This is a genomic window from Massilia sp. CFBP9012, assembly GCF_034045115.1.
GTDB lineage: Bacteria > Pseudomonadota > Gammaproteobacteria > Burkholderiales > Burkholderiaceae_D > Telluria.
Map to the genome: position 1 here is coordinate 270,161 of NZ_JAXCWM010000007.1, position 18,540 is coordinate 288,700.

The following is an 18,540-nucleotide window of genomic DNA, read 5'->3' on the forward strand; positions in this document are numbered from 1 at the left end:
TATGACCCACCAGAGCACCCTACCTGCGAAAGTAAAAATCGTCGAAGTCGGCCCGCGCGACGGCCTGCAGAACGAGAAGGAAGCGCTGAGCGCCGACGTGAAGGTCGACCTGGTCGAGCGCCTGGCGCGCGCCGGCTTCGTCAACGTGGAAGCGGCCGCCTTCGTCTCGCCGAAATGGGTGCCGCAGATGGCGACCAGCGCCGAGGTGCTGGCGCGCATCGAGCGCCGCCCCGGCACCATCTATTCGGCGCTGGTGCCGAATATGCAGGGCTTCGAGGCCGCCCTGGCCGGCGGGGCCGACGAGGTGGTCGTGTTCGGCGCGGCCTCCGAAGCCTTCTCGCAGAAGAATATCAACTGCTCGATCGCCCAGTCGATCGCCCGCTTCGAGCCGGTGGCGCGCGCGGCGAAGGAACAGGGCCTGCGCCTGCGCGGCTCGATCAGCACGGCCTTCGGCTGCCCCTACCAGGGCGAGGTGCCGCCCGATGCGGTGGGCGACGTGGTGGCGCGCATGCGCGACCTGGGTTGCGACGAGATCGACATCGCCGACACCATCGGCGTCTCGACCGCACGCAAGACGCAGGCCGTGATGCTGCGCGCGGCGCGGGAGTTCCCGATCGCGCAACTGGCCGGCCACTTCCACGATACCTACGGCCAGGCGCTGGCGAACATCTATGCGGCGATGGAGGTCGGCGTGGCGATCTTCCACTCTTCGGTGGCCGGCCTGGGCGGCTGCCCCTATGCCAAGGGCGCGACCGGCAACGTGGCGACCGAGGACGTGCTGTACCTGATGCAGGGCCTGGGCATCGAGACCGGCGTCGATCTCGACCAGGTGGTCGATGCAGGCCTGTTCATCTCGCAGCAACTGGGCCGCAAGAGCATCAGCCGCGCCGGGAATGCGATCGCGGCCAAGCGCGCCGGATGAATCGTCGGGGTGGACGGCACCCCACCCCACAACGAAAAAAGCCGACAACTCGCGTTGTCGGCTTTTTTCTTAATGCTGGTCGGAGTACAAGGATTCGAACCTTGGACCCCCTGGTCCCAAACCAGGTGCGCTACCGGGCTGCGCTACACTCCGAAGAAGCGAGATAATATCGGTTTCGCGTGACCTCGTCAAGTTTCCGTTGCAAAATAGCGAGCTAGTAGTTTTCTAAAGTTAAGTTGAGGTATGTATGTCATGCATATGGCTCTAACGTTTGGCGACCCGGCCAGCCTGCAACGAGGCAAGCGGCGCATCGTCATCGGCGTCGCGGTCTCGATCGCGGTGCACGCATTATTCCTGCTGGCGTACCGGAACACGACGTTCAAGACCATGGAGATCGGGCCGGCCGAGCCGACGGTGCTCTCCGTCATGATCGCCCCTCCCGCGCCGCCACCGCCACCACCCGAGCCGGAAATCGCTCGTCCCGCAGCGCCAGCCCCGAGCGCCCCTGCCGCAGCACGCACGACCCGCCCGGCTCCGCCGCAAGCCGTGATCGCAGTCCCGGAAAGCGCAAGCGCCACCCCCGATCCATTCGTCGTGCAACAGGAAGAAAACCCTGATCCGGCGCCGAAGTTCGACATGAACGCCGCGCGCGACGTGGCGCGCGCGAATGCCCACCTACGCGACCCGTCGAAAGAAGGCACGGCGCTGGCGCAATTCCCCGAGCCGGCGCTGCAGACCGAATCGAGGCTGGCGCGCGGCATCCGCGAAGCCAAGCGGCCCGATTGCAAGGACGGCATTCCGGGCGGGTTGCTGGCGCCGATTTATTTGTTGATGGAGAAAAAGGATTCGGGGTGCAAGTGGTGACCCGTCATTCGCCCTTGATCTGCAAGGCGCGGTCATACAGGGCATTCTTCTTGCGCCCCGTGATCTGCGCCGTCAAATTGGCTGCCTGCTTGACGCTGCACTCGCTCAGCAGAATCTGCAAGATGCGCTCGGCTTCGGCGTCTTCGGCGTCGGTCGCCTCGACCGCTCCCGCCACCAGCACCACGAACTCCCCGCGCTCCCGGTGCTGGTCGGCCTTGACCCACTCCAGCGCATCCTTCAGTTCGCAGCGGTGCACTTCCTCGAACATCTTGCTCAGCTCGCGAGCGAACACCACCTGCCGGGTCGGCTCGAAGGCCGCCGCCAGCGCCTCGACGCAGTCGACGATGCGGTGCGGCGCCTCATAGAACACCAGAGTCGAGGTCTCGCGCGCCAATGGCGCCAGCGCCGTCTCGCGGCCCTTGGCCTTGGCCGGCAGGAAGCCGACGAAATGGAAGCGGTCGTTCACCAGGCCGCTGGCCGACAACGCCGCGATCGCGGCCGAGGGGCCGGGCAGCGGCACCACGTTCAGGCCCGCGGTGCGCACCGCGTCGACGATGCGTGCGCCGGGATCGGACACGCCCGGCGTGCCGGCGTCGGACACCAGCGCCACGCGCTGTCCGGCGCGCAGGCGCTCGACGATTTTATCGGCCACTTCGCGCTCGTTGTGCTGGTGCGCGGCGATGGTCGGCTGGGAGAGGCCGAAGCGCTGCAGCAGCGCGCCGGTCTTGCGCGTGTCCTCGCAGGCGATGACGTCGGCGAGCGCCAGCAGGTGTAAAGCACGCAGGGTGATGTCAGTGACGTTGCCGATCGGAGTAGCCACGACGTACAGCGTTGCGGTAGGATAGGACTGCTGGGCCGCCTCGCCCATGACGGGAAGTCGGGCGATGTCGATGGTCTGCTGATCTGTCATAAAGGGTTCCGATGCTGAAGAAAAAAAATCTACCGGGCTTGCTCGCGGCCGCCGTACTTACACTATTAGCGGGCTGCGGCAGCACGCCATTGCCTCCCGATACCGGTTGCGGCATGCCGGGTGGCGTGTGCAGTGCCGGGACACCGGTAACAAATGCGCCGCCGCCGGCGCCAGCTTACACGCCGCCGCCGCGTCCTGAAAGTGGTGTGCAAACCAATCCGGTCGAACTGCCACCGAGCGCCGACGGCAGCCCGCGTGCGGCGCTCGCGCCTTCGTCGGCGCCCTATAGCGGCCCGGCCGTGCGCGTGGCGTTGCTGCTGCCGCTCGAATCGCAGGCGCTGGCCCAGCCGGCAGAGGCGGTGCGCGCCGGCTTCATGGCCGCCCATGAACAGCAGCGCGAGGGCGTCACCGTCAACCTGGTGCCCACCGGCGACTCGGCGCAGGCGGCGCTCGACGCCTACCGCAGCGCGGCCGAACAAAACGATATCGTGGTCGGCCCGCTGGCGCGTTCCGCCGTGGCGTCGCTGGCCACCAGTGGCATGGTCAACAAGCCGACCATCGCCCTGAACCACCCGCAAGTGAACTCCCCGCTGCCGCGCCAGATGCTCGTCATCGGCCTGTCGCTTGAAGACGAGGCACGCCAGGTCGCCGACTGGGCCGCCAGCGAACAGGCAGGCGGCCAGGCCCTGGTGCTCACCGGCCGCGCCGCCTGGCAGCAACGCCTGTCGGGCGCCTTCAGCCAGCGCTGGGCCGAACTGGGCCGCACGCACGCCACGGTCGAACTGCCGGCCGAAGGCGGCTACGTCGACGGCAATGCGCTGGCCGAGCTGCGCGCCCGCTTGTCGAGCGAACCGCCGCAGCTGGTCTACGCCGCGCTCGACGCCAACGGACTGCGCCAGGTGCGCATGGCGATCGGCACCTCGCTGCCGACCTATGGCACCGCCTCGGTCAATCCGGGCCTCGACATGTCCAGCGTGCCGGCCGAACTGGTCGGCGTGCGCTTCCTCGACCTGCCCTGGACCGTGCAGCCCGACCATCCGGCCGTCGCCGGCTATCCGCGCTGGAGCGCCGGCAGCCAGGGGCTCGACCCGCAGCGCCTGTACGCGCTCGGCATCGACGCCTACCGCATCGCGCGCGAACTGGCGCAACGCCCCTCCGGCTCGTTCGAGCTCGACGGCGCCACCGGCCGCCTGGCGGTCAACATGGGCCAAGGAGAAAGAGCCTTCCGCCGCGTCGAGACCGGCGTCGTGGTGCGCGACAACGGCCCGACCGAACAAATCCTCACCGACGATGCCGGCGGCGACAGCGTCCCGCCACCGCGCCGCGTGTTCGAACCGGTCGCGACCGGCCAGACCGGCCAATGAGATGTGGCCCTTACGCCTGTCCCGACGACAGGCCCAGGGCCAGCAATGGGAACGCGCCGCCCTCGTTTACCTGAAACGCCATAAACTGTCCCGGGTCGAGGAGAATTTTCGCTGCAAAGGCGGCGAGATCGACCTGATCATGCGCGATGGCGCAACCCTGGTGTTCGTCGAGGTGCGCCAGCGCGCCGACCGCGACCACGGCGGCGCCGCCGCCAGCATCACCCCTGCCAAGATTCGCCGCCTGGTCTGTGCGGCGCAAGTCTATCTGTTGCGTTTTCCCGTCACTCCTCCCTGCCGTTTCGACCTGGTTGCCATCGATGGCGAGCAGATTGAATGGTTGCGGAACATCATTGAAGTGTAAGCAATTTTTACTGCGCTTGCTCAGGCGGGGTTGCCGCTGCACTATAATCCTCGGCTATGAATACTCAACGCATCCTCGCTCACTTCCAGGAGAGCGCCGACCTGAAGATGAAGTCGGCCGCCACCCTGGCTCCTTCCATTTCGGCAGCGGTAGAACTCATGTTCAGCGCCCTCTCCAACGGCAACAAGATCCTCGCCTGCGGCAACGGCGGCTCGGCCGCCGACTGCCAGCACTTCGCGGCCGAGCTGGTCGGTCGTTTCGAGCGCGAGCGCTTCCCGCTGCCGGCGATCGCCCTGACCACCGACACCTCGATCCTGACCGCGGTCGGCAACGACTACAGCTTCAGGGAGATCTTCTCGAAGCAGGTGCAGGCATTCGGCCAGGCGGGCGACATCCTGCTGGCGATTTCGACCTCGGGCAACTCGGCCAATGTATTGGCCGCGGTCGAGGCGGCCCTGGAGCGCGAGATGCGCATCGTGGCCTTTACCGGCAAGGACGGCGGCGCTCTGGCCAAGCTGCTGACCGACGCCGACGTGCACATCAACGTCCAGCATGCACGCACCGCGCGCATCCAGGAAGTCCATTTGTGCGCCATTCACTGCATCTGCGACGGCATCGACGTCGCGCTGTTCGGAGGAGACGAGAATGCGTAACACCCGCCGGCCCATGGCCGCGCTACTGACCAAGATTGTCCTGGGTACGACCCTGGCCGCCTCGCTGTCGGGCTGCTTCGGCCTGATCGTCGGCGCCGGCGTGGCCGGCGCCGTGTCCACGGTCGACCGCCGCACGCTGGGCGCCCAGACCGAGGACAAGTCGATCACGGTCAAGGCCGAGCTCGAAATGCGCAAGGTCACCAACGGCAACGGCAATATCAACGTCACCAGCTTCAATCGCCGCGTGCTGCTCACCGGCGAAGTGCGCGACGAAGCGATGAAGCAGGCGGCCGAGCGCGAAGTGCGCGCGATCGCGAACGTGGTCTCCGTCATCAACGAGCTGGCGATTTCCGGTTCGTCGAGCTACACCTCGCGCTCGAACGACGCCCTGATCACCACCAAGGTCAAGACCAGCCTGGTCGACATGAAGACCGTGTCGGCGATCTCGTTCAAGGTCTCCACCGAACGCGGCGTGGTCTACCTGATGGGCCTCGTCACTCCACGCGAAGGCAATATCGCCGCCGATGTCGCCAAGGGCGTCTCGGGCGTGACCCGCGTGGTGAAGATCTTTGAATACATCAGCGAAGAAGATGCGCGCGTGCGGCAGAACAGCCCCGTGCAGGCGTCGCTGGACTAAAAAAGACCGTCATCAGCCCACAAGAAGCGGCAGGACTATAATGGTCCTGCCGTTTTTTTATATCGATCGACCATGACCGCTCCCACGCATTCATCCGCTACCCGCTCCTGGTTCAAGCCCGCCGCCATCGGCGCCGTGGTGCTCGCCCTGGCCGGCATCGGCTACGCCTCGTTCAGCAGCACGACACAGGCGCCGGACGTCACCTTCATCAGCATCGCCGGTGAAAAGATCAGCACCCAATCCTTGCGCGGCAAGGTCGTGATGGTTAATTTCTGGGCCACTTCCTGCGTCACCTGCGTCAAGGAGATGCCGGAGATGGTCGCGACCTACAACAAGTACAAGGACCAGGGCCTGGAATTCGTCGCGGTCGCGATGCAGTACGACCGCCCCGACTACGTGCTGAACTTCGCCGAGCAGCGCAAGCTGCCGTTCAAGGTGGCGCTCGATTCGGCCGGCGACATCGCGCGCCAGTTCGGCGACGTCACCCTGACCCCGACCACCTTCCTGATCGACAAGGAGGGCCGCATCCTCAAGACCTATGTGGGCGAGCCGGACTTCGCGGCCGTCCACAAGCTGATCGAGAAGGAACTGGCGGGCTAGGAGCCTGTCCCGGTAGGTGGGAGGAAGCTCATGGCGATGCATGGCTGGTGTGGGCAAGGCGCGAGGAGGCCGCATGGCGGCGCCATGCAACGACGAGCAACGCAGCACACGCCTGCCAGGCGCGCCAGGAGCGACTCCCACCTACCGGGACAGGCTCCTCGGCTTACGCTTTAGGGTAGAGGATCATCTGGGTGCAGCGGAACAGGGCGATGGTCTTGCCGCTCGCCTGGTCGGTGACGGTTGCATCCCACACCTGCGTGGTGCGGCCCAGGTGCACCGCGGTGGCGGTGCAGGAAAGAAGGCCTTCGCGCGCGGTGCCCAGGTGGTTCGATTTGAGTTCGATGGTGGTGAAGTTCTGCGCGCCTTCCGGCAGGTTGCTGACGCAGCCGTAGCCGGCGCAGGTGTCGGCCAGGGTGACCACGCTGCCGGCGTGCAGGTAGCCATTGGGCGCCAGCAGCTGCGGCTCGACCTTCATCTCGGCGGACAGCTTGCCGGGGCTGACTTCAGTGATGCGGATGCCCAGGTGGCCAGGGAGGAACTTGGCGCCGAATTCGTTGAAGGCTTCCGGGGTGTACTTGGTATTCACGTGTGTCTCGATGTTGTTGTAAAAAATGGCATCGTACACCGGGAGTGGGTATGTGTTTTGAGTGTAGCGTCTATTCGTGCGAACTTAGGTTCCCGCCTGCGCGGGAACGACGGTCTTGAGGCTGGCTGAAAGCATACACAGCTACTGTCCATACGCTACCCCAGCACGTCGTTCCTGCCACTGGCGGCAACGACTTCCCGCGTAGGCGGGAACCCAAGCCAGTTGCGCAGCCATCAACGCCGCCGGCTTCCACCACGCTTGCCGCCCTGCTTTGCACCTGCCGGCCCACCCTGCCTTTTGCGCGCCGCCGAATTCTGCTGCTGCAGCACCGCATCGACCCGCTCAGCCGCCTCGCGCGCCAGCTCCTGGGCCAGCTCGATGCTCGGGAAGTATTCCGGCTCGCGGTAGCCCAGCCAGGCATAGGCCGAATACACGCGGCATGTATCCTCGACCTCCTGCAGGTTCATGTAAAGCAGGTGCTGCGGATTCGGATGCGGCTGCAGCTTGACCACCTTCTTCTTGGCCAGCGACAGCGCCCAGTGTTCCCAGGCGCTTTGCAGCACCGGCACGCGGCTCGAGATCGGCACCAGCGACAGCATGAATTTTTCGGCCACCGACAGCGGCAGCGTGTCGAGCCATGCGGCGCGCTCGTTCTGTTCCTCGGTGATGCGCGGATAGAAGAAGCCGTCCGGCACGTCGATATTGTGCACGAAGCGTTTCAGGAGCTTGACCAGCGAGGTCTCGCCGGTCACCGCCGCGATGCGGTGCAGCTGCTCGAGCGACGGCGCGACCGCGAAGCCCGTGGCGGCCACCGGCGGGACCTTTTCCTTCATCAGCGCGCGCATCACCTGGTGGGTGTCGTCGTCGTAGCCGGCGACGAAACCTTCTTCGTGCACGCCATAGCGCCCTGCCCGGCCGGCGATCTGCCTGGCCAGCGCCGCCGAAATTTCTTCTTCCTCGACGCCGTTGTACTTGACCGCGGTGGTCATCACGATGCGCGCGATCGGCATGTTCAGGCCCATCGCCAGCGCATCGGTGCCCACCACGATGTCGGCCTGCCCTTCGCGGAAGCGCTCGGCCTGGGCCCGGCGCACCTCGGGCGACAGGTTGCCGTAGACCGTCGCCACCGACAGGCCCTTCTCGGTGATCATGTCGCGCCACATCAAGACCTCGCGCCGCGAGAAGCAGATCACGGCATCGCCGCGGCGCAGGTTCGACAGCTTGCGCACGCTGGTCGGCTCCATCGACAGCGGCCCCATGCGCTTGAGCACATGCACTTCGAGCGGCACCTCCAGGCGCTCGGCCAGCGCCTCGATCGCGCGCCGCGCTTCCACCGCGCCGACCAGGTAGACGACGTTCGCCGGCGCACCGCACACGGCGGTGGTCCAGGCTGCGCCGCGGTCGCGGTCGGCCAGCATCTGGATCTCGTCGATCACGGCCACTTCGACCGGCGTCTTCGTGTCGAGCATCTCCACCGTGCTGGCGACGTGGGTCGAGCCCTCCACCAGGCGCCGCTCCTCGCCGGTAATCAGGCTCACCTTGACCGGCTCTCCATGCGGCCGCGCGGCCTGCAGGCGCTCGTAGTTCTCCAGCGCCAGCAAGCGCAGCGGCGCGAGATAGACGCCGCTGCCGGCCTTGGCCAGCGCTTCCATCGCGCGGTGGGTCTTGCCCGAGTTGGTCGGCCCAAGCAGCGCGATGAACTTGCGCTGCATGCGGCTGGCCACTTCGAACGAGCGCGGATACTCGGCCAGGTTGATGCTTTCCTTGGTGCGCGCAGCATGGCGTTCCTCGGACTCACGCTCGGCGGCGTGGGTCAGGCGCTGCGAGATGCGCTGGAACACGTACTCGGCCGGCTCGGAGGTTTCCAGTTCGTCCAGCACGTCGAGGAAGGTCATCGGATCCCAGCCGAATCCGTCGGCGTCTTCGGCGATGTCGCGCACGAATTCCTCGGTCTCGGCGTGCAGGCGCTGCAGGTCCGCATCAATCGTGCGTTCTTCGATCAGCTCGCGCCGCGCCAGCAGATCCATCTTGCGCCACTTGCTCGGCTTGGCCAGCACGCCGCGTCCCGGCACCAGGCGGTAGGGCACGCGCAGGCCTTCGTACCTCACCTCGCCCGAGAAGCGCAGGAAGACGCGGCCTTCCATCTTGACCAGTTCGATGCCGCGCGCGGCCAGGCCAAGTTCGCGCTCGAGGAAGGCGTCGTCGGGTTCGGGGTTGTCGGAAGGGGGAAGATCTCGGTGGTCGGTCATGAATGCGGTCGGTGTGTCGATTTGCCGCCACTATAGCGTGGAAGCGCATCGCACAGCGTTCCATGCCTGCCGGCGCCAGGCTGCCCACCCCGCTGTAAGGAATCATGACCTTGTCATAATTTAGCGCCACGTCTGCGTTCTATTCGCGCCGCATTGACGTGGTTCAATGCGAAACCTACTATTTTCTGGCCATCAGTCGATGGCATATCGCGGTTCAATGCTGTTATTTCGGAGGATTCAGTAATGCAGATCCAGAAAGAAACCAAGCTGTTCGCGTTCAAGCTCGCTGAGAAAAAAGAGAAAGAGGCCAAGCCGGCCGGCCAGTGGCAAGTCCGCGATGGCGTGTCCGTCGCCGGCTGCACCGACCCAACGGGGGACTTCAACGTGCGGTGGTCGGAAAACCGCCAAATCGACAACGGCGTCTATTGCTGATCGCCGCGTAGCAAAGGGCCTTGCAACCGCAAGGCTTTTTTTCTCTCCTTTCTGCGAAATCCGTCATGATGAAACGGATCCTGATCGTCACGCATAGCCGCGACCTGCATGCCGACTCGATCGTCCCACTGCTCGAACAACGCGGCCAGGCGCCGATCCGGCTCGATCTCGATGCATTCCCGCGCGATTACGTCCTGTGCCAGTCGGTCGACGGCGACGGCTGCCGTAACCGGCTGCGCCTGCTGTCCAGCGGCGACTGGATCGACCTGGACCAGGTTGGCGCGGTCTGGGTACGCAAGCCAGCCGACTACGCCTATCGCAGCGACGACCTGGGCGCACAGGAACGCGCGTATGCCCGGCACGAGACCGAGCAGGCGCTGTTCGGCGTCATGTACAGCCTCGACTGCTTCTGGATGAGCCACCCGCGCGCATTGCGCGGCGCCGTATGGAAGGGCGAACAACTCAAGCGCGCGGTGCGCATGGGCTTCCGGGTGCCGTTGTCGATCGTCACCAACTGCCCCGAAGAAGTACGCCAATTCAGGGACCGCGTGCCCGGCCCGATCATTTTCAAGTCCCTGTCCACGCCCAGGCTGGCGAGCGACGAGATGGAGGCGCACGAGCGTATCGTCGGCGGATTGGGAACCACCCTGGTCGATGACGATATGCTGGACGACCTGGACGCGGTCGCCGAACTGCCCTGTCACTTCCAGGAATACATCGCAAAGGACTACGAACTGCGCGTCACCGTGGTGGGCGAACGCGTGTTCGCCGCGCGGATCGCATCCCAGGACGACCCGCGCACGATGATCGATTCGCGCGACATGTCGGCCCCCATCGGCTATACGGCCTGCGCGCTGCCGCCCGACGTGGCCCGCCGCTGCATCGACTTCGTGCGCAGCTATGAGCTGAGCTATGGCGCCATCGACCTGATCGTGACGCCCGGCGGCGACCATGTTTTTCTCGAAAATAACCCGGCCGGCCAGTTCCTCTACGTGCAGCAACTGGTGCCCACACTGGCGATCCTCGAGGCGATCGCCGACCTGCTATGCGAGCAAGCCACATGCCGCAGCTGACCCATGCCCAACTGGGCGAACACATCGCGCGCATCGAATTCGAGCGCGACAGCAAGGTGCTGGTGATGGCCGCGTCCCACCTCGACACCGAGCTGCTGCCCGCCCTGTACGACGCCTGCGAGGAAATCGGCCGCCCGCCTCGCCTGGACGTGGTGCTGCATGGCCGTGGCGGCGTGGTCAATGCGGCGCGCCGCATCGCCCTGCTGCTGCGCAGCCGAACCGACCACCTGTCCTTCATCGTGCCCTTCCATTGCGAATCGGCCGCCACGTTGCTGACCCTGTGCGGCGACGAGATCGTGGCCGGCGAGCTGGCGCTGTTCTCGCCGATCGATCCGCAGCTCGACGGCGCCGGCGGCAGCTTTTCCGGCCTGGACATCGAGCGCTTCGGCGACATGGCGCAGGACTGGTTCGGCATCGAGGGCGACGGCGCGCGTGCCGAATCCCTGGCCCTGCTGTGCAACAGCGTCTTCCCTCCCTCACTCACCGCCTTCTACCGCACCACGCGCGAGCTGGCCGCGATCGGCGAGGAGCTGCTGGCCTTCCAGCGTCCCGACCTCGAGCCGGGCGCGCGGCAGGCCATCGTGCGGCACCTGATGTCGGCCTACCATTCGCACAATTATGCGATCGGCCCCGACGAGCTGGCACGGCTCGGCCTGCGCGTGCGGCGCGACCAGGCGCTCGAGCGGCTGGCATGGCCGCTGTCGAAGCTGCTGCAGGCCACGGTCGGCGGCGGCGTGCGCGACAGCGCCGACGATGAATGGAACGACGCCCTGCTGGCCACGCGCGCCGCGCTGCGGGTGCGCCGGCGCCGTCCCGGCGGCCTGGCGCCGCTCTGGCGCGAGGAAAGCGCGGCATGAGCGCGGCCTTCGGCGCCGACATCCTGCGCTGGTTCATCGGCTTCGTGCTGCTGGCCGCCTGCATCGGCAAGCTGCGCACCTTCGCGCGCTTTCGCGACAACCTGGAGACATCGTTCGGTGTCTCCCCGCGCCACGGCGCGCTGCTGGCGCCCGCCGTCATCGGCGTCGAACTGCTGCTCGCGGCGCTGGTGCTGGGTCCCTTTGCCTGGCTCGGCATGGCAGCCGCCCTGCCCCTGTTCGCGGCATTCACCATCCTGCTGGCCTGGCGCATGAAACGCGACGGCGCCTTGCGCTGCGGCTGCTTCGGCGAGACCGAACGCAACCTGTCCGGATACGACCTGGTGCGCAATCTCCTGATCGTGGCCGCGATCGCCCTGTTCCTGGCCCTGCCTGGTGGCGCCGGCGTGCCGCCCGCGTCCAGCGTCCTGGCCGCAGGCCTGGCCGCCATCCTGGCGGTGCTGGCGATCGACTTCCACGACGTCGCGCATCTGCTGGTGGAGCATTGATGGATGCCGACCTGCTGCAACTGACACTGGCGGCGCTGGCCTTCGCGATCGCGCTGAACCTCAAGCTGACGCTGGCCGCGCGGCGCAGTACGCTGCGCGCCCTGGCGCCACCGGCCACGCTGCAGCCGGGCCACACATTGCCGGCGATGCGCGCCACCGTGCTTGCCGGAGGCGGCCGGGTGGTGCTCGGCGCGGCCGGCACCGCATGCGCGCTGCTCTTCCTGTCCAGCCAGTGCCCGAAATGCCGCGCCAAGGTTCCGCACCTCACGTCGCTGGTGGAGCTTGCCGACGCTGCCGGCCTGGCGATGTGGATCGTCAGCGAAGAGCCGCGCTGGCGCCTGGCATCCCTGCTGCGCGGCACCGCGCTGGCATCGCGCACCCTGCGTCTCGGGCGCGCCGATTACCGGCTGGTCAACCCGCTGCGGGCCTCGCCAGCCTACCTGTTCGTCGACCGCCATGGCACCATCGAAGCGACGGGCCTGATCGGCGACGCCGACTGGCTCGCGCTGGAACGGCAGCTCACTGGCGCCGACGGCGTGGAGCAGGCGGCATGAACCGCACGCCGGGGCGCAAGTCCGCATGGGAGCCCCATCTCGAACGCCTGCGCCTGGTGCACCCGGTGCGCTGGCGCGTCGCCGCCGGCCTGGCGTGCATGGTCGCGGCCGTCGCCCTGCAGCTGGCGATTCCGAAGGCCATCGCCTACGCCATCGACAACCTCGACCGCTTCAGGGACGGCATCCCCCTGCACCTGGCGCTGGCGATGCTGGCGCTGGTGGTGCTGTACGCGGCAGCGTCGATGGCGCGCTTCTACCTGATGCACACGGCCGGCTACCGGATCGTCGCCGGCGTACGGCGCCGCCTGTTCGCCACCATCATCCACCAGCCGATCGCCTTCCACGACCGTCATCACGTCGGCGAACTGACCAGCCGCCTGGGCGCCGACGTGCTGGCGCTGCATGAGAGCCTGACGGCGGGTTCCGCCCACATGCTGCGCTCGCTGACCGTGTTCCTTGGCGGCCTGGCCATGCTGCTGTACCTGTCGCCGATCCTGAGCCTGCCACTGGCCCTGTTCATCCCGGCCAGCCTGGTGCTGGGCAGGCACTCCGGCGCCAGCTACCGCGAACGTTCGCGCGAGGTGCAAGCCAGCATGGCCGACGGCGGCAAGACCGCGCAGGAATACTTCAGCAACGTGCGCCTGATCCATGCGTTCAACCAGCAGGCCGGCGCCGCCGCGAAGTATGCCGCGGCGGCCGGCCGCATCTGCGAGGTATCGACCGCCAATGCCGGCCGGATGGCCTTGTTCCAGGGCCTGCAGTCGATCCTGACCCTGCTGGCGCTGGTGCTCACGGTGTACCTGGGCGTGCACCTGATCGCCCAGGGCGCCCTCTCGGTCGGCGAGCTGACCGCTTTCATCATCTACGCCAGCATGGCGACCGATGCCGCGAGCTCGGTGGCCGAGTTCTGGAACTCCTGGATGCGCACCCTGGGCGCCACCGACCGCATCTTCGCCTTGCTGCGCGAAGGCCAGCCGCCGCTGGCCGCCGACACGGGACGCCGCCTGGACGGCACGATCGCACTGCGCGGCGTGCGCTTCGCGTATCCGGAACGGCCCGGCGCCACGGCGCTGGGCGATGTGGACCTGGAGATCGCGGCCGGCGAAAAAATCGCCCTGGTCGGCGCTTCCGGCGCCGGCAAGTCGACCATTGCCAACCTGATCCTCGGGCACTACCGGCCAGAGGCCGGCCAGGTGCTGTTCGACGGCGTCGACGCCGCCGACATCGGCCTGGCCGCGGTACGGCGCCACATCGCCATCGTGGAACAGGAGCCGTCGCTGCTGTCGGGCTCCATCGCCGAGAACATCTCCTTCGCCCTGCCAGGGCGCGAGGTGACGCGCGAGGAACTGGTCGCCGCGGCGCGCCTGGCGCATGCGCACGATTTCATTGCCGCTTTCCCGCAGGGCTACGACACGATGGTGGGAGAACGCGGGGTGCAGTTGTCGGGCGGGCAGAAGCAGCGCATCGCGATCGCGCGCGCACTGCTGCGCGACCCCGGCATCCTGATCCTGGACGAAGCCACCAGCGCGCTCGACGCCGCCAGCGAACGCCTGGTGCAAAGTGCGCTCGACACCCTGATGCAGGGACGCACGACGATCATCATCGCGCACCGCCTGTCGACGATCGCCAGAGCCGACCGGATCGTGGTCATGGATGGCGGGGTGGTGCGCCAGCAGGGCTCGCATGCTGAACTGATGCGCCAGCCGGACGGCCTGTATGCAGCCCTGATCCGCAACCAGGTGCAGCACCAGGTGCCAGCACGAATCCTTCATCCAGCCAGCCCGTGACGCCGCCGGCATGCTATCGCCGGCTGGGCCGGGCGGTTGCCGGGGCTACCCGGGCAGCCGAGGTGGATTAGGCGGCCACGCCCGCGTTATGCGCCTGCTGGTCGGCGTGGTACGACGAGCGCACCATCGCGCCCACGGCCGCGTGCACGAAGCCCATCTCGTAAGCCTTTTCTTCGAACATCTTGAAGACGTCCGGGTGCACGTAGCGGCGCACCGGCAGGTGCGAGTTGGTCGGCGCCAGGTACTGGCCGATGGTGAGCATGTCGATGTCGTGCTCGCGCATGTCGCGCATCACTTGCAGGATCTCTTCGTCGGTCTCGCCCAGGCCGACCATCAGGCCCGACTTGGTGACCGCGTTCGGGTACATCTTCTTGAAGTCGCGCAGCAGCACCAGCGAGTGCGTATAGTCGGCGCCCGGACGCGCTTCCTTGTACAGGCGCGGCACGGTTTCCAGGTTGTGGTTCATCACGTCAGGCAGGCCGTCGGCGAAGATGTTCAGCGCTTTTTCGAGGCGGCCGCGGAAGTCCGGCACCAGCACTTCGATCTTGGTGTTGGGCGACAGCGCGCGGGTCTTCTGGATGCACTCGACGAAGTGGCCGGCGCCGCCGTCGCGCAGGTCGTCGCGGTCAACCGAGGTGATCACGACATAGGACAGGCGCAGGTCGGCGATGGTCTTGGCCAGGTTGCCCGGCTCATTCACATCCAGCGGATCCGGGCGGCCGTGGCCGACGTCGCAGAACGGGCAGCGGCGGGTGCACTTGTCGCCCATGATCATGAAGGTCGCGGTGCCCTTGCCGAAGCATTCGCCGATGTTCGGGCAGGACGCTTCCTCGCACACCGTCACCAGGTTGTTGGCGCGCAGGATGTCCTTGATCTCGTAGAAGCGCGACGAAGCGGTGGCGGCCTTGACGCGGATCCAGTCCGGCTTTTTCAGGCGCTCGACGTCCGCGATCGGCACGATCTTGATCGGGATGCGCGACGTCTTGCTGGCGCCTTTCTGCTTTTCGCTGGCGTTGTAGGCGGATGCGGAGGCGATGCCGGTGTCGATTTCGGAAGTCATTTGGCTCGTTGCCCCAGAAGGGCGTCAGTTGGTTTGTTCGGTTCGGACTTGGCTGGGTTCGATTTGCTGTCCGAGATGCAGGATCAAGGCCTGGGCCAGCGCCTGCTGGACGTCCGCCAGCGGCGCTTCGACGCCCATGGTGCGCATATCGACCGTGGCCAGTCCCGAATAGCCGCACGGGTTGATCCAGGTGAACGGGGCCAGGTCCATGCCCACGTTCAGCGATACGCCGTGATAGGTGCAGCCGTTGCCGCGCACCTTGAGGCCGAGCGCGGCGATCTTGGCGCCCTTGCGCGGGCCTTCGGCGATATAGATGCCGGGCGCGCCGGCGATGCGCTCACCGGCCAGATTATACGCCCCTAAGACATCGATCACTGCCTGTTCGATTTTTTCCACAAACTGGCGCGCATACAGCTTGCCGCCTGGCTTGTTGCGGCGCAAGTCCATCAACAGGTAGATCACGACCTGGCCCGGGCCATGGTAAGTGACCTCGCCGCCGCGGTCGGTCTGGACCACCGGCACGCCCTGCGGCGCCAGCACGTGTCCCGGATCGGCGCCCAGGCCCAGCGTGAACACGGGCGGGTGCTCGACGATCCACAATTCGTCCCGGGTCTCGGGCGTGCGCGCGTCGGTGAAGGCGCGCATGGCGGCGAAGGTGGGTTCGTAGTCGGCACGGCCGAGTTCACGGACGAGCGGCGCGGCGGGGTGGGTCGAAGACATGGAATCGGGGCGAGGCATCAAACCATAGTATGGACAGCCCCGTCATTATAAGCCAGCACGATGGGGCGTGCCTGCCGAACAGGCAGCCCGGCCCGCCGCTTATCGATATGGCAAGGCGCCCTTACAGGACCATCTTGACCATCGGGTGGGTCGACAGCGTGCGGTACACCTCGTCCAGCATCTCGCGGCTGGTGGCGGTGATGGTGACGGTCAGGCCGGTGTAGTTGCCCTTGGCCGAAGGACGGGTTTCCAGCTTGCCTTCGTGGAAAGTCGGATCGAGCTGGGTCACCAGCGCGAGGATGGTGGGAGCGAAATCGATATGGGTCGCGCCCATCACCTTGATCGGGAATTCGCTCGGGTATTCGATGAGGGATTCTTTCGGGTCCATGACTTAATCCTGTGTAAATGCGCATTGTAGCCAATGCCGGCGTTTTCCTCAGCGTTCCTGCATGCGCTGACCGCGCGCATCGGTATGGCCGCGCTGTTCGGCGTTGCCGCGCGGGGTGAACGCTGGCGCGGAAGATTGCGGACGCGGCGCGGGCGGGGCGACCATCTGCGGCGGCGGAGCGGGGCGCGGCGGCGGGGCGGCCACCATCTGCGGCGGCGGACGCACGTCGGGCCGCGGCATCGGGCGTGGCTCGGGACGCGACTCGGGACGAGAAAACGCCGGCGCCGGATTGGTCGCCATGGCCGGCGGCCGCTGCTGCTGCAGTTGCTGCAGTTGCTGGCTGCGTTCGGCCCGCTCGCGCATGCGGTCGCGCTGCTCGCGTTCGCGCTCGGCGTGGCGCCCGAAGCCCATGCGGTCGGACTGCATGCGGTTGTCCAGGTCGCGCTGCATGCGGTCGCGCTCTTCCTGCTGGCGCACGACGCGCTCCTGCTGCTGCATGCGGTCGCGCGACAGGCGCTCGTTGCTCTCGCGCTGGCGCGCCATCGGGTCCGGCTCGGGACGGCCGCGATCCTGCACGAAGCCGTCGCGCGTCACCCCATCGGTCTCCAGGCGCTGGCGCACCTCGCGCCGCTCGATCAGGTCGCGCCGCGCGTCGTTCCCGCGGTTCCAGTCGGCGCGCGCCACCAGCGGCGGCGGCGGGGCGCTGCCCTGGCCGCGCGGCAGCGCGAAGTTCGGGCGGTCGGGACGCGGCGCGCGCGGCACGACCACCGGTCCACGGCCGCCGAAGTGCTCGCGCGGCACCACGGTCAGGCCGTGGTGTCCCGGCCGTTGCTGGGCCGCGCGGCGGGTGGCGTGGCGCCAGTCGTTCAGGCGCCGCAGGCGCTCGTTGGACAGGCGGTAGCCGGGCACGTAGCGATCATAGGGGCTGAGCGGATACCAGCCATGCGCGTGCAGGTTGTGCGAGGCGAAGCCGACGCTCCAGTTGTTGCCGCCGACCCAGCCGACCAGCGCCGGCGACCACACCGGCCGCCGCTCGAGGCGGCCCGGAGCCCAGGCCCAGCGGTTGTGCACCTGCACCCAGCGGCCGTAGTGGAAGGGCGCATAGCCCCATGGTGCATTGTCGACCCAGGTCCAGCCCCAGGGCGCGATATAGCTCCACTGGCCGTCGCGGTAGGGCGTCCAGTCGGATGCCACCACGGTCGGCGTCCACAGGCTGCCGTAGTCGGAATGCGTGCTCCAGCTGCCGTGGCGGTCAAGCTCTTCGTAGCCGGTCATTTCGGTGCCGATGTAGCGCGAGGACTGCTCGGCCACCAGGGTCTGGTCGCGCGTGAGGGCCCAGTCGTCGAATTCGTCGCGCCGCGCCTGCAGGGTGCGCACGTCCTCGTCGCGCACTTCAGCGCTGCGGCCGGCGCGGACGGTGAGGCTGGCGCCGGCGCCGTCGACCTGGGCCTCGCCATCGAGCACGCTCACCACGCTGGTGTCGGGCACGCGGTCGGCATCCACGCGCAGGCGGCCCGGCTGGGTCAGGCGCACGGTCGCCTGCGCGGTGCGCAGTTCGAACTCGGGCACCACCTCGCTGTTCATGACGCGGATGCTGGCGCTGCCGAAGTGCAGGCGCAGGCGCAGACTGTCGTCGTCCAGTTCGGTGAGCTCGAGCGAGCTGTCGCCGTCCAGGCGGATCGAGGTGGAACCGATGCGGATCTCGGTGCGGGCGCCGGGCGCGGTCGTGACGAGGTTGCGGGTGGTGACCGGCCAGTTGACCACGGCGGCGCTGCTCTCGGTGCCAATATCGCCGCCAATTTCGACCTTGCCCTGGACCAGCGAAACGCGGCCTACCCGGCCCGGCGGCTCGGTCTCGATGACGCCGTTGCCAGTGACCTCGACCTGCCCTGGCGGGTCGGTCTGCAGCACGGTCTGCGCGGACGCGCAGGTAGAAATCGCAGCCAGAGCGAGCAGGGCGGCGGTATGGACGAGGCGATGGGTCATGACATGCTCCAGGATGGAACGCGGACGGGGT

At 67.2% G+C, this 18,540-nt stretch carries 20 protein-coding genes and 1 tRNA gene; 13 read left to right on the forward strand and 8 right to left on the reverse strand.

Annotated elements, in window-relative coordinates; all coding sequences use genetic code 11:
- Position 1: 1 nt before the first annotated feature.
- On the forward strand, positions 2-922 hold the full coding sequence (locus SOM61_RS13815) for a hydroxymethylglutaryl-CoA lyase (RefSeq protein WP_320474623.1): 921 nt from the start codon (positions 2-4) through the stop codon (positions 920-922).
- A 76-nt stretch (positions 923-998) separates the two neighbouring features.
- On the opposite strand, the gene SOM61_RS13820 is transcribed toward SOM61_RS13815, so the two are convergent.
- Positions 999-1,075, reverse strand: a tRNA-Pro gene (locus SOM61_RS13820).
- Between the two features lie 99 nt (positions 1,076-1,174).
- Here SOM61_RS13820 and SOM61_RS13825 point away from each other — a divergent pair.
- A complete protein-coding gene (locus SOM61_RS13825; protein WP_320474624.1) occupies positions 1,175-1,786 on the forward strand; it encodes a hypothetical protein in 612 nt (203 codons plus the stop codon).
- Between the two features lie 4 nt (positions 1,787-1,790).
- Here the strand turns inward: SOM61_RS13825 and rsmI are convergent, their stop codons facing one another.
- Positions 1,791-2,696 carry a 16S rRNA (cytidine(1402)-2'-O)-methyltransferase gene (gene rsmI / locus SOM61_RS13830; protein ID WP_320474625.1) on the reverse strand — a complete coding sequence of 302 codons (906 nt, stop codon included), beginning with the start codon at positions 2,694-2,696 and terminating at the stop codon, positions 1,791-1,793.
- 11 nt (positions 2,697-2,707) lie between these two features.
- On the opposite strand from rsmI, the gene SOM61_RS13835 reads away from it, so the two are divergent.
- The 5 genes from SOM61_RS13835 to SOM61_RS13855 all read left to right on the forward strand — a co-directional run bounded on the left by SOM61_RS13835 (position 2,708) and on the right by SOM61_RS13855 (position 6,311).
- Positions 2,708-4,060 carry a penicillin-binding protein activator gene (locus SOM61_RS13835; RefSeq protein ID WP_320474626.1) on the forward strand — a complete coding sequence of 451 codons (1,353 nt, stop codon included), beginning with the start codon at positions 2,708-2,710 and terminating at the stop codon, positions 4,058-4,060.
- Position 4,061: 1 nt separating this feature from the next.
- Positions 4,062-4,421: a YraN family protein gene (locus SOM61_RS13840; protein WP_320474627.1), complete on the forward strand. Its 360-nt coding sequence runs from the start codon at positions 4,062-4,064 to the stop codon at positions 4,419-4,421.
- 56 nt (positions 4,422-4,477) lie between these two features.
- A complete protein-coding gene (locus tag SOM61_RS13845; protein ID WP_320474628.1) occupies positions 4,478-5,074 on the forward strand; it encodes a phosphoheptose isomerase in 597 nt (198 codons plus the stop codon).
- Positions 5,067-5,711 carry a BON domain-containing protein gene (locus tag SOM61_RS13850; protein WP_320474629.1) on the forward strand — a complete coding sequence of 215 codons (645 nt, stop codon included), beginning with the start codon at positions 5,067-5,069 and terminating at the stop codon, positions 5,709-5,711. Before SOM61_RS13845 ends, SOM61_RS13850 begins: the two co-directional genes overlap by 8 nt.
- Positions 5,712-5,783: 72 nt before the next feature.
- On the forward strand, positions 5,784-6,311 hold the full coding sequence (locus SOM61_RS13855; protein ID WP_320474630.1) for a TlpA disulfide reductase family protein: 528 nt from the start codon (positions 5,784-5,786) through the stop codon (positions 6,309-6,311).
- Positions 6,312-6,474: 163 nt separating this feature from the next.
- Here SOM61_RS13855 and SOM61_RS13860 read toward each other — a convergent pair whose 3' ends face one another.
- Both SOM61_RS13860 and SOM61_RS13865 read right to left on the reverse strand, forming a co-directional pair.
- Positions 6,475-6,897, reverse strand: coding sequence for a PaaI family thioesterase (locus SOM61_RS13860; protein WP_320474631.1), 423 nt, complete (start codon positions 6,895-6,897; stop codon positions 6,475-6,477).
- A gap of 233 nt (positions 6,898-7,130) precedes the next feature.
- Positions 7,131-9,146 carry a helicase-related protein gene (locus SOM61_RS13865; RefSeq protein WP_320474632.1) on the reverse strand — a complete coding sequence of 672 codons (2,016 nt, stop codon included), beginning with the start codon at positions 9,144-9,146 and terminating at the stop codon, positions 7,131-7,133.
- Between the two features lie 243 nt (positions 9,147-9,389).
- Between SOM61_RS13865 and SOM61_RS13870 the strand changes: the two genes are divergently transcribed.
- The 6 genes from SOM61_RS13870 (at position 9,390) to SOM61_RS13895 (ending at position 14,355) form a co-directional block, all read left to right on the forward strand.
- Positions 9,390-9,578, forward strand: a complete 189-nt coding sequence (locus tag SOM61_RS13870) for a hypothetical protein (protein ID WP_320474633.1) — start codon at positions 9,390-9,392, stop codon at positions 9,576-9,578.
- Positions 9,579-9,643: 65 nt separating this feature from the next.
- Complete coding sequence (locus tag SOM61_RS13875; protein WP_320474634.1) at positions 9,644-10,651, forward strand: ATP-grasp domain-containing protein; 1,008 nt, start codon at positions 9,644-9,646, stop codon at positions 10,649-10,651.
- Positions 10,639-11,508: an SDH family Clp fold serine proteinase gene (locus SOM61_RS13880; protein ID WP_320474635.1), complete on the forward strand. Its 870-nt coding sequence runs from the start codon at positions 10,639-10,641 to the stop codon at positions 11,506-11,508. The genes SOM61_RS13875 and SOM61_RS13880 overlap by 13 nt, the downstream gene beginning before the upstream one ends.
- Positions 11,505-12,014 (forward strand): MauE/DoxX family redox-associated membrane protein, encoded by a 510-nt coding sequence (locus tag SOM61_RS13885; protein ID WP_320474636.1) that lies wholly within the window; start codon positions 11,505-11,507, stop codon positions 12,012-12,014. The genes SOM61_RS13880 and SOM61_RS13885 overlap by 4 nt, the downstream gene beginning before the upstream one ends.
- Positions 12,014-12,568 (forward strand): hypothetical protein, encoded by a 555-nt coding sequence (locus SOM61_RS13890; RefSeq protein WP_320474637.1) that lies wholly within the window; start codon positions 12,014-12,016, stop codon positions 12,566-12,568. Before SOM61_RS13885 ends, SOM61_RS13890 begins: the two co-directional genes overlap by 1 nt.
- A complete protein-coding gene (locus SOM61_RS13895) occupies positions 12,565-14,355 on the forward strand; it encodes an ABC transporter ATP-binding protein (protein ID WP_320474638.1) in 1,791 nt (596 codons plus the stop codon). Before SOM61_RS13890 ends, SOM61_RS13895 begins: the two co-directional genes overlap by 4 nt.
- A 67-nt stretch (positions 14,356-14,422) precedes the next feature.
- Here the strand turns inward: SOM61_RS13895 and lipA are convergent, their stop codons facing one another.
- From lipA to SOM61_RS13915, 4 genes are all read right to left on the reverse strand, one after another.
- Positions 14,423-15,415: a lipoyl synthase gene (gene lipA / locus SOM61_RS13900; protein ID WP_123068409.1), complete on the reverse strand. Its 993-nt coding sequence runs from the start codon at positions 15,413-15,415 to the stop codon at positions 14,423-14,425.
- A 24-nt stretch (positions 15,416-15,439) separates the two neighbouring features.
- On the reverse strand, positions 15,440-16,135 hold the full coding sequence (gene lipB, locus SOM61_RS13905; protein ID WP_320474639.1) for a lipoyl(octanoyl) transferase LipB: 696 nt from the start codon (positions 16,133-16,135) through the stop codon (positions 15,440-15,442).
- A gap of 121 nt (positions 16,136-16,256) precedes the next feature.
- On the reverse strand, positions 16,257-16,523 hold the full coding sequence (locus SOM61_RS13910; protein WP_123068407.1) for a DUF493 family protein: 267 nt from the start codon (positions 16,521-16,523) through the stop codon (positions 16,257-16,259).
- A 48-nt stretch (positions 16,524-16,571) separates the two neighbouring features.
- Positions 16,572-18,509 (reverse strand): DUF6600 domain-containing protein, encoded by a 1,938-nt coding sequence (locus SOM61_RS13915; RefSeq protein ID WP_320474640.1) that lies wholly within the window; start codon positions 18,507-18,509, stop codon positions 16,572-16,574.
- Between the last annotated feature and the right edge of the window lie 31 nt (positions 18,510-18,540).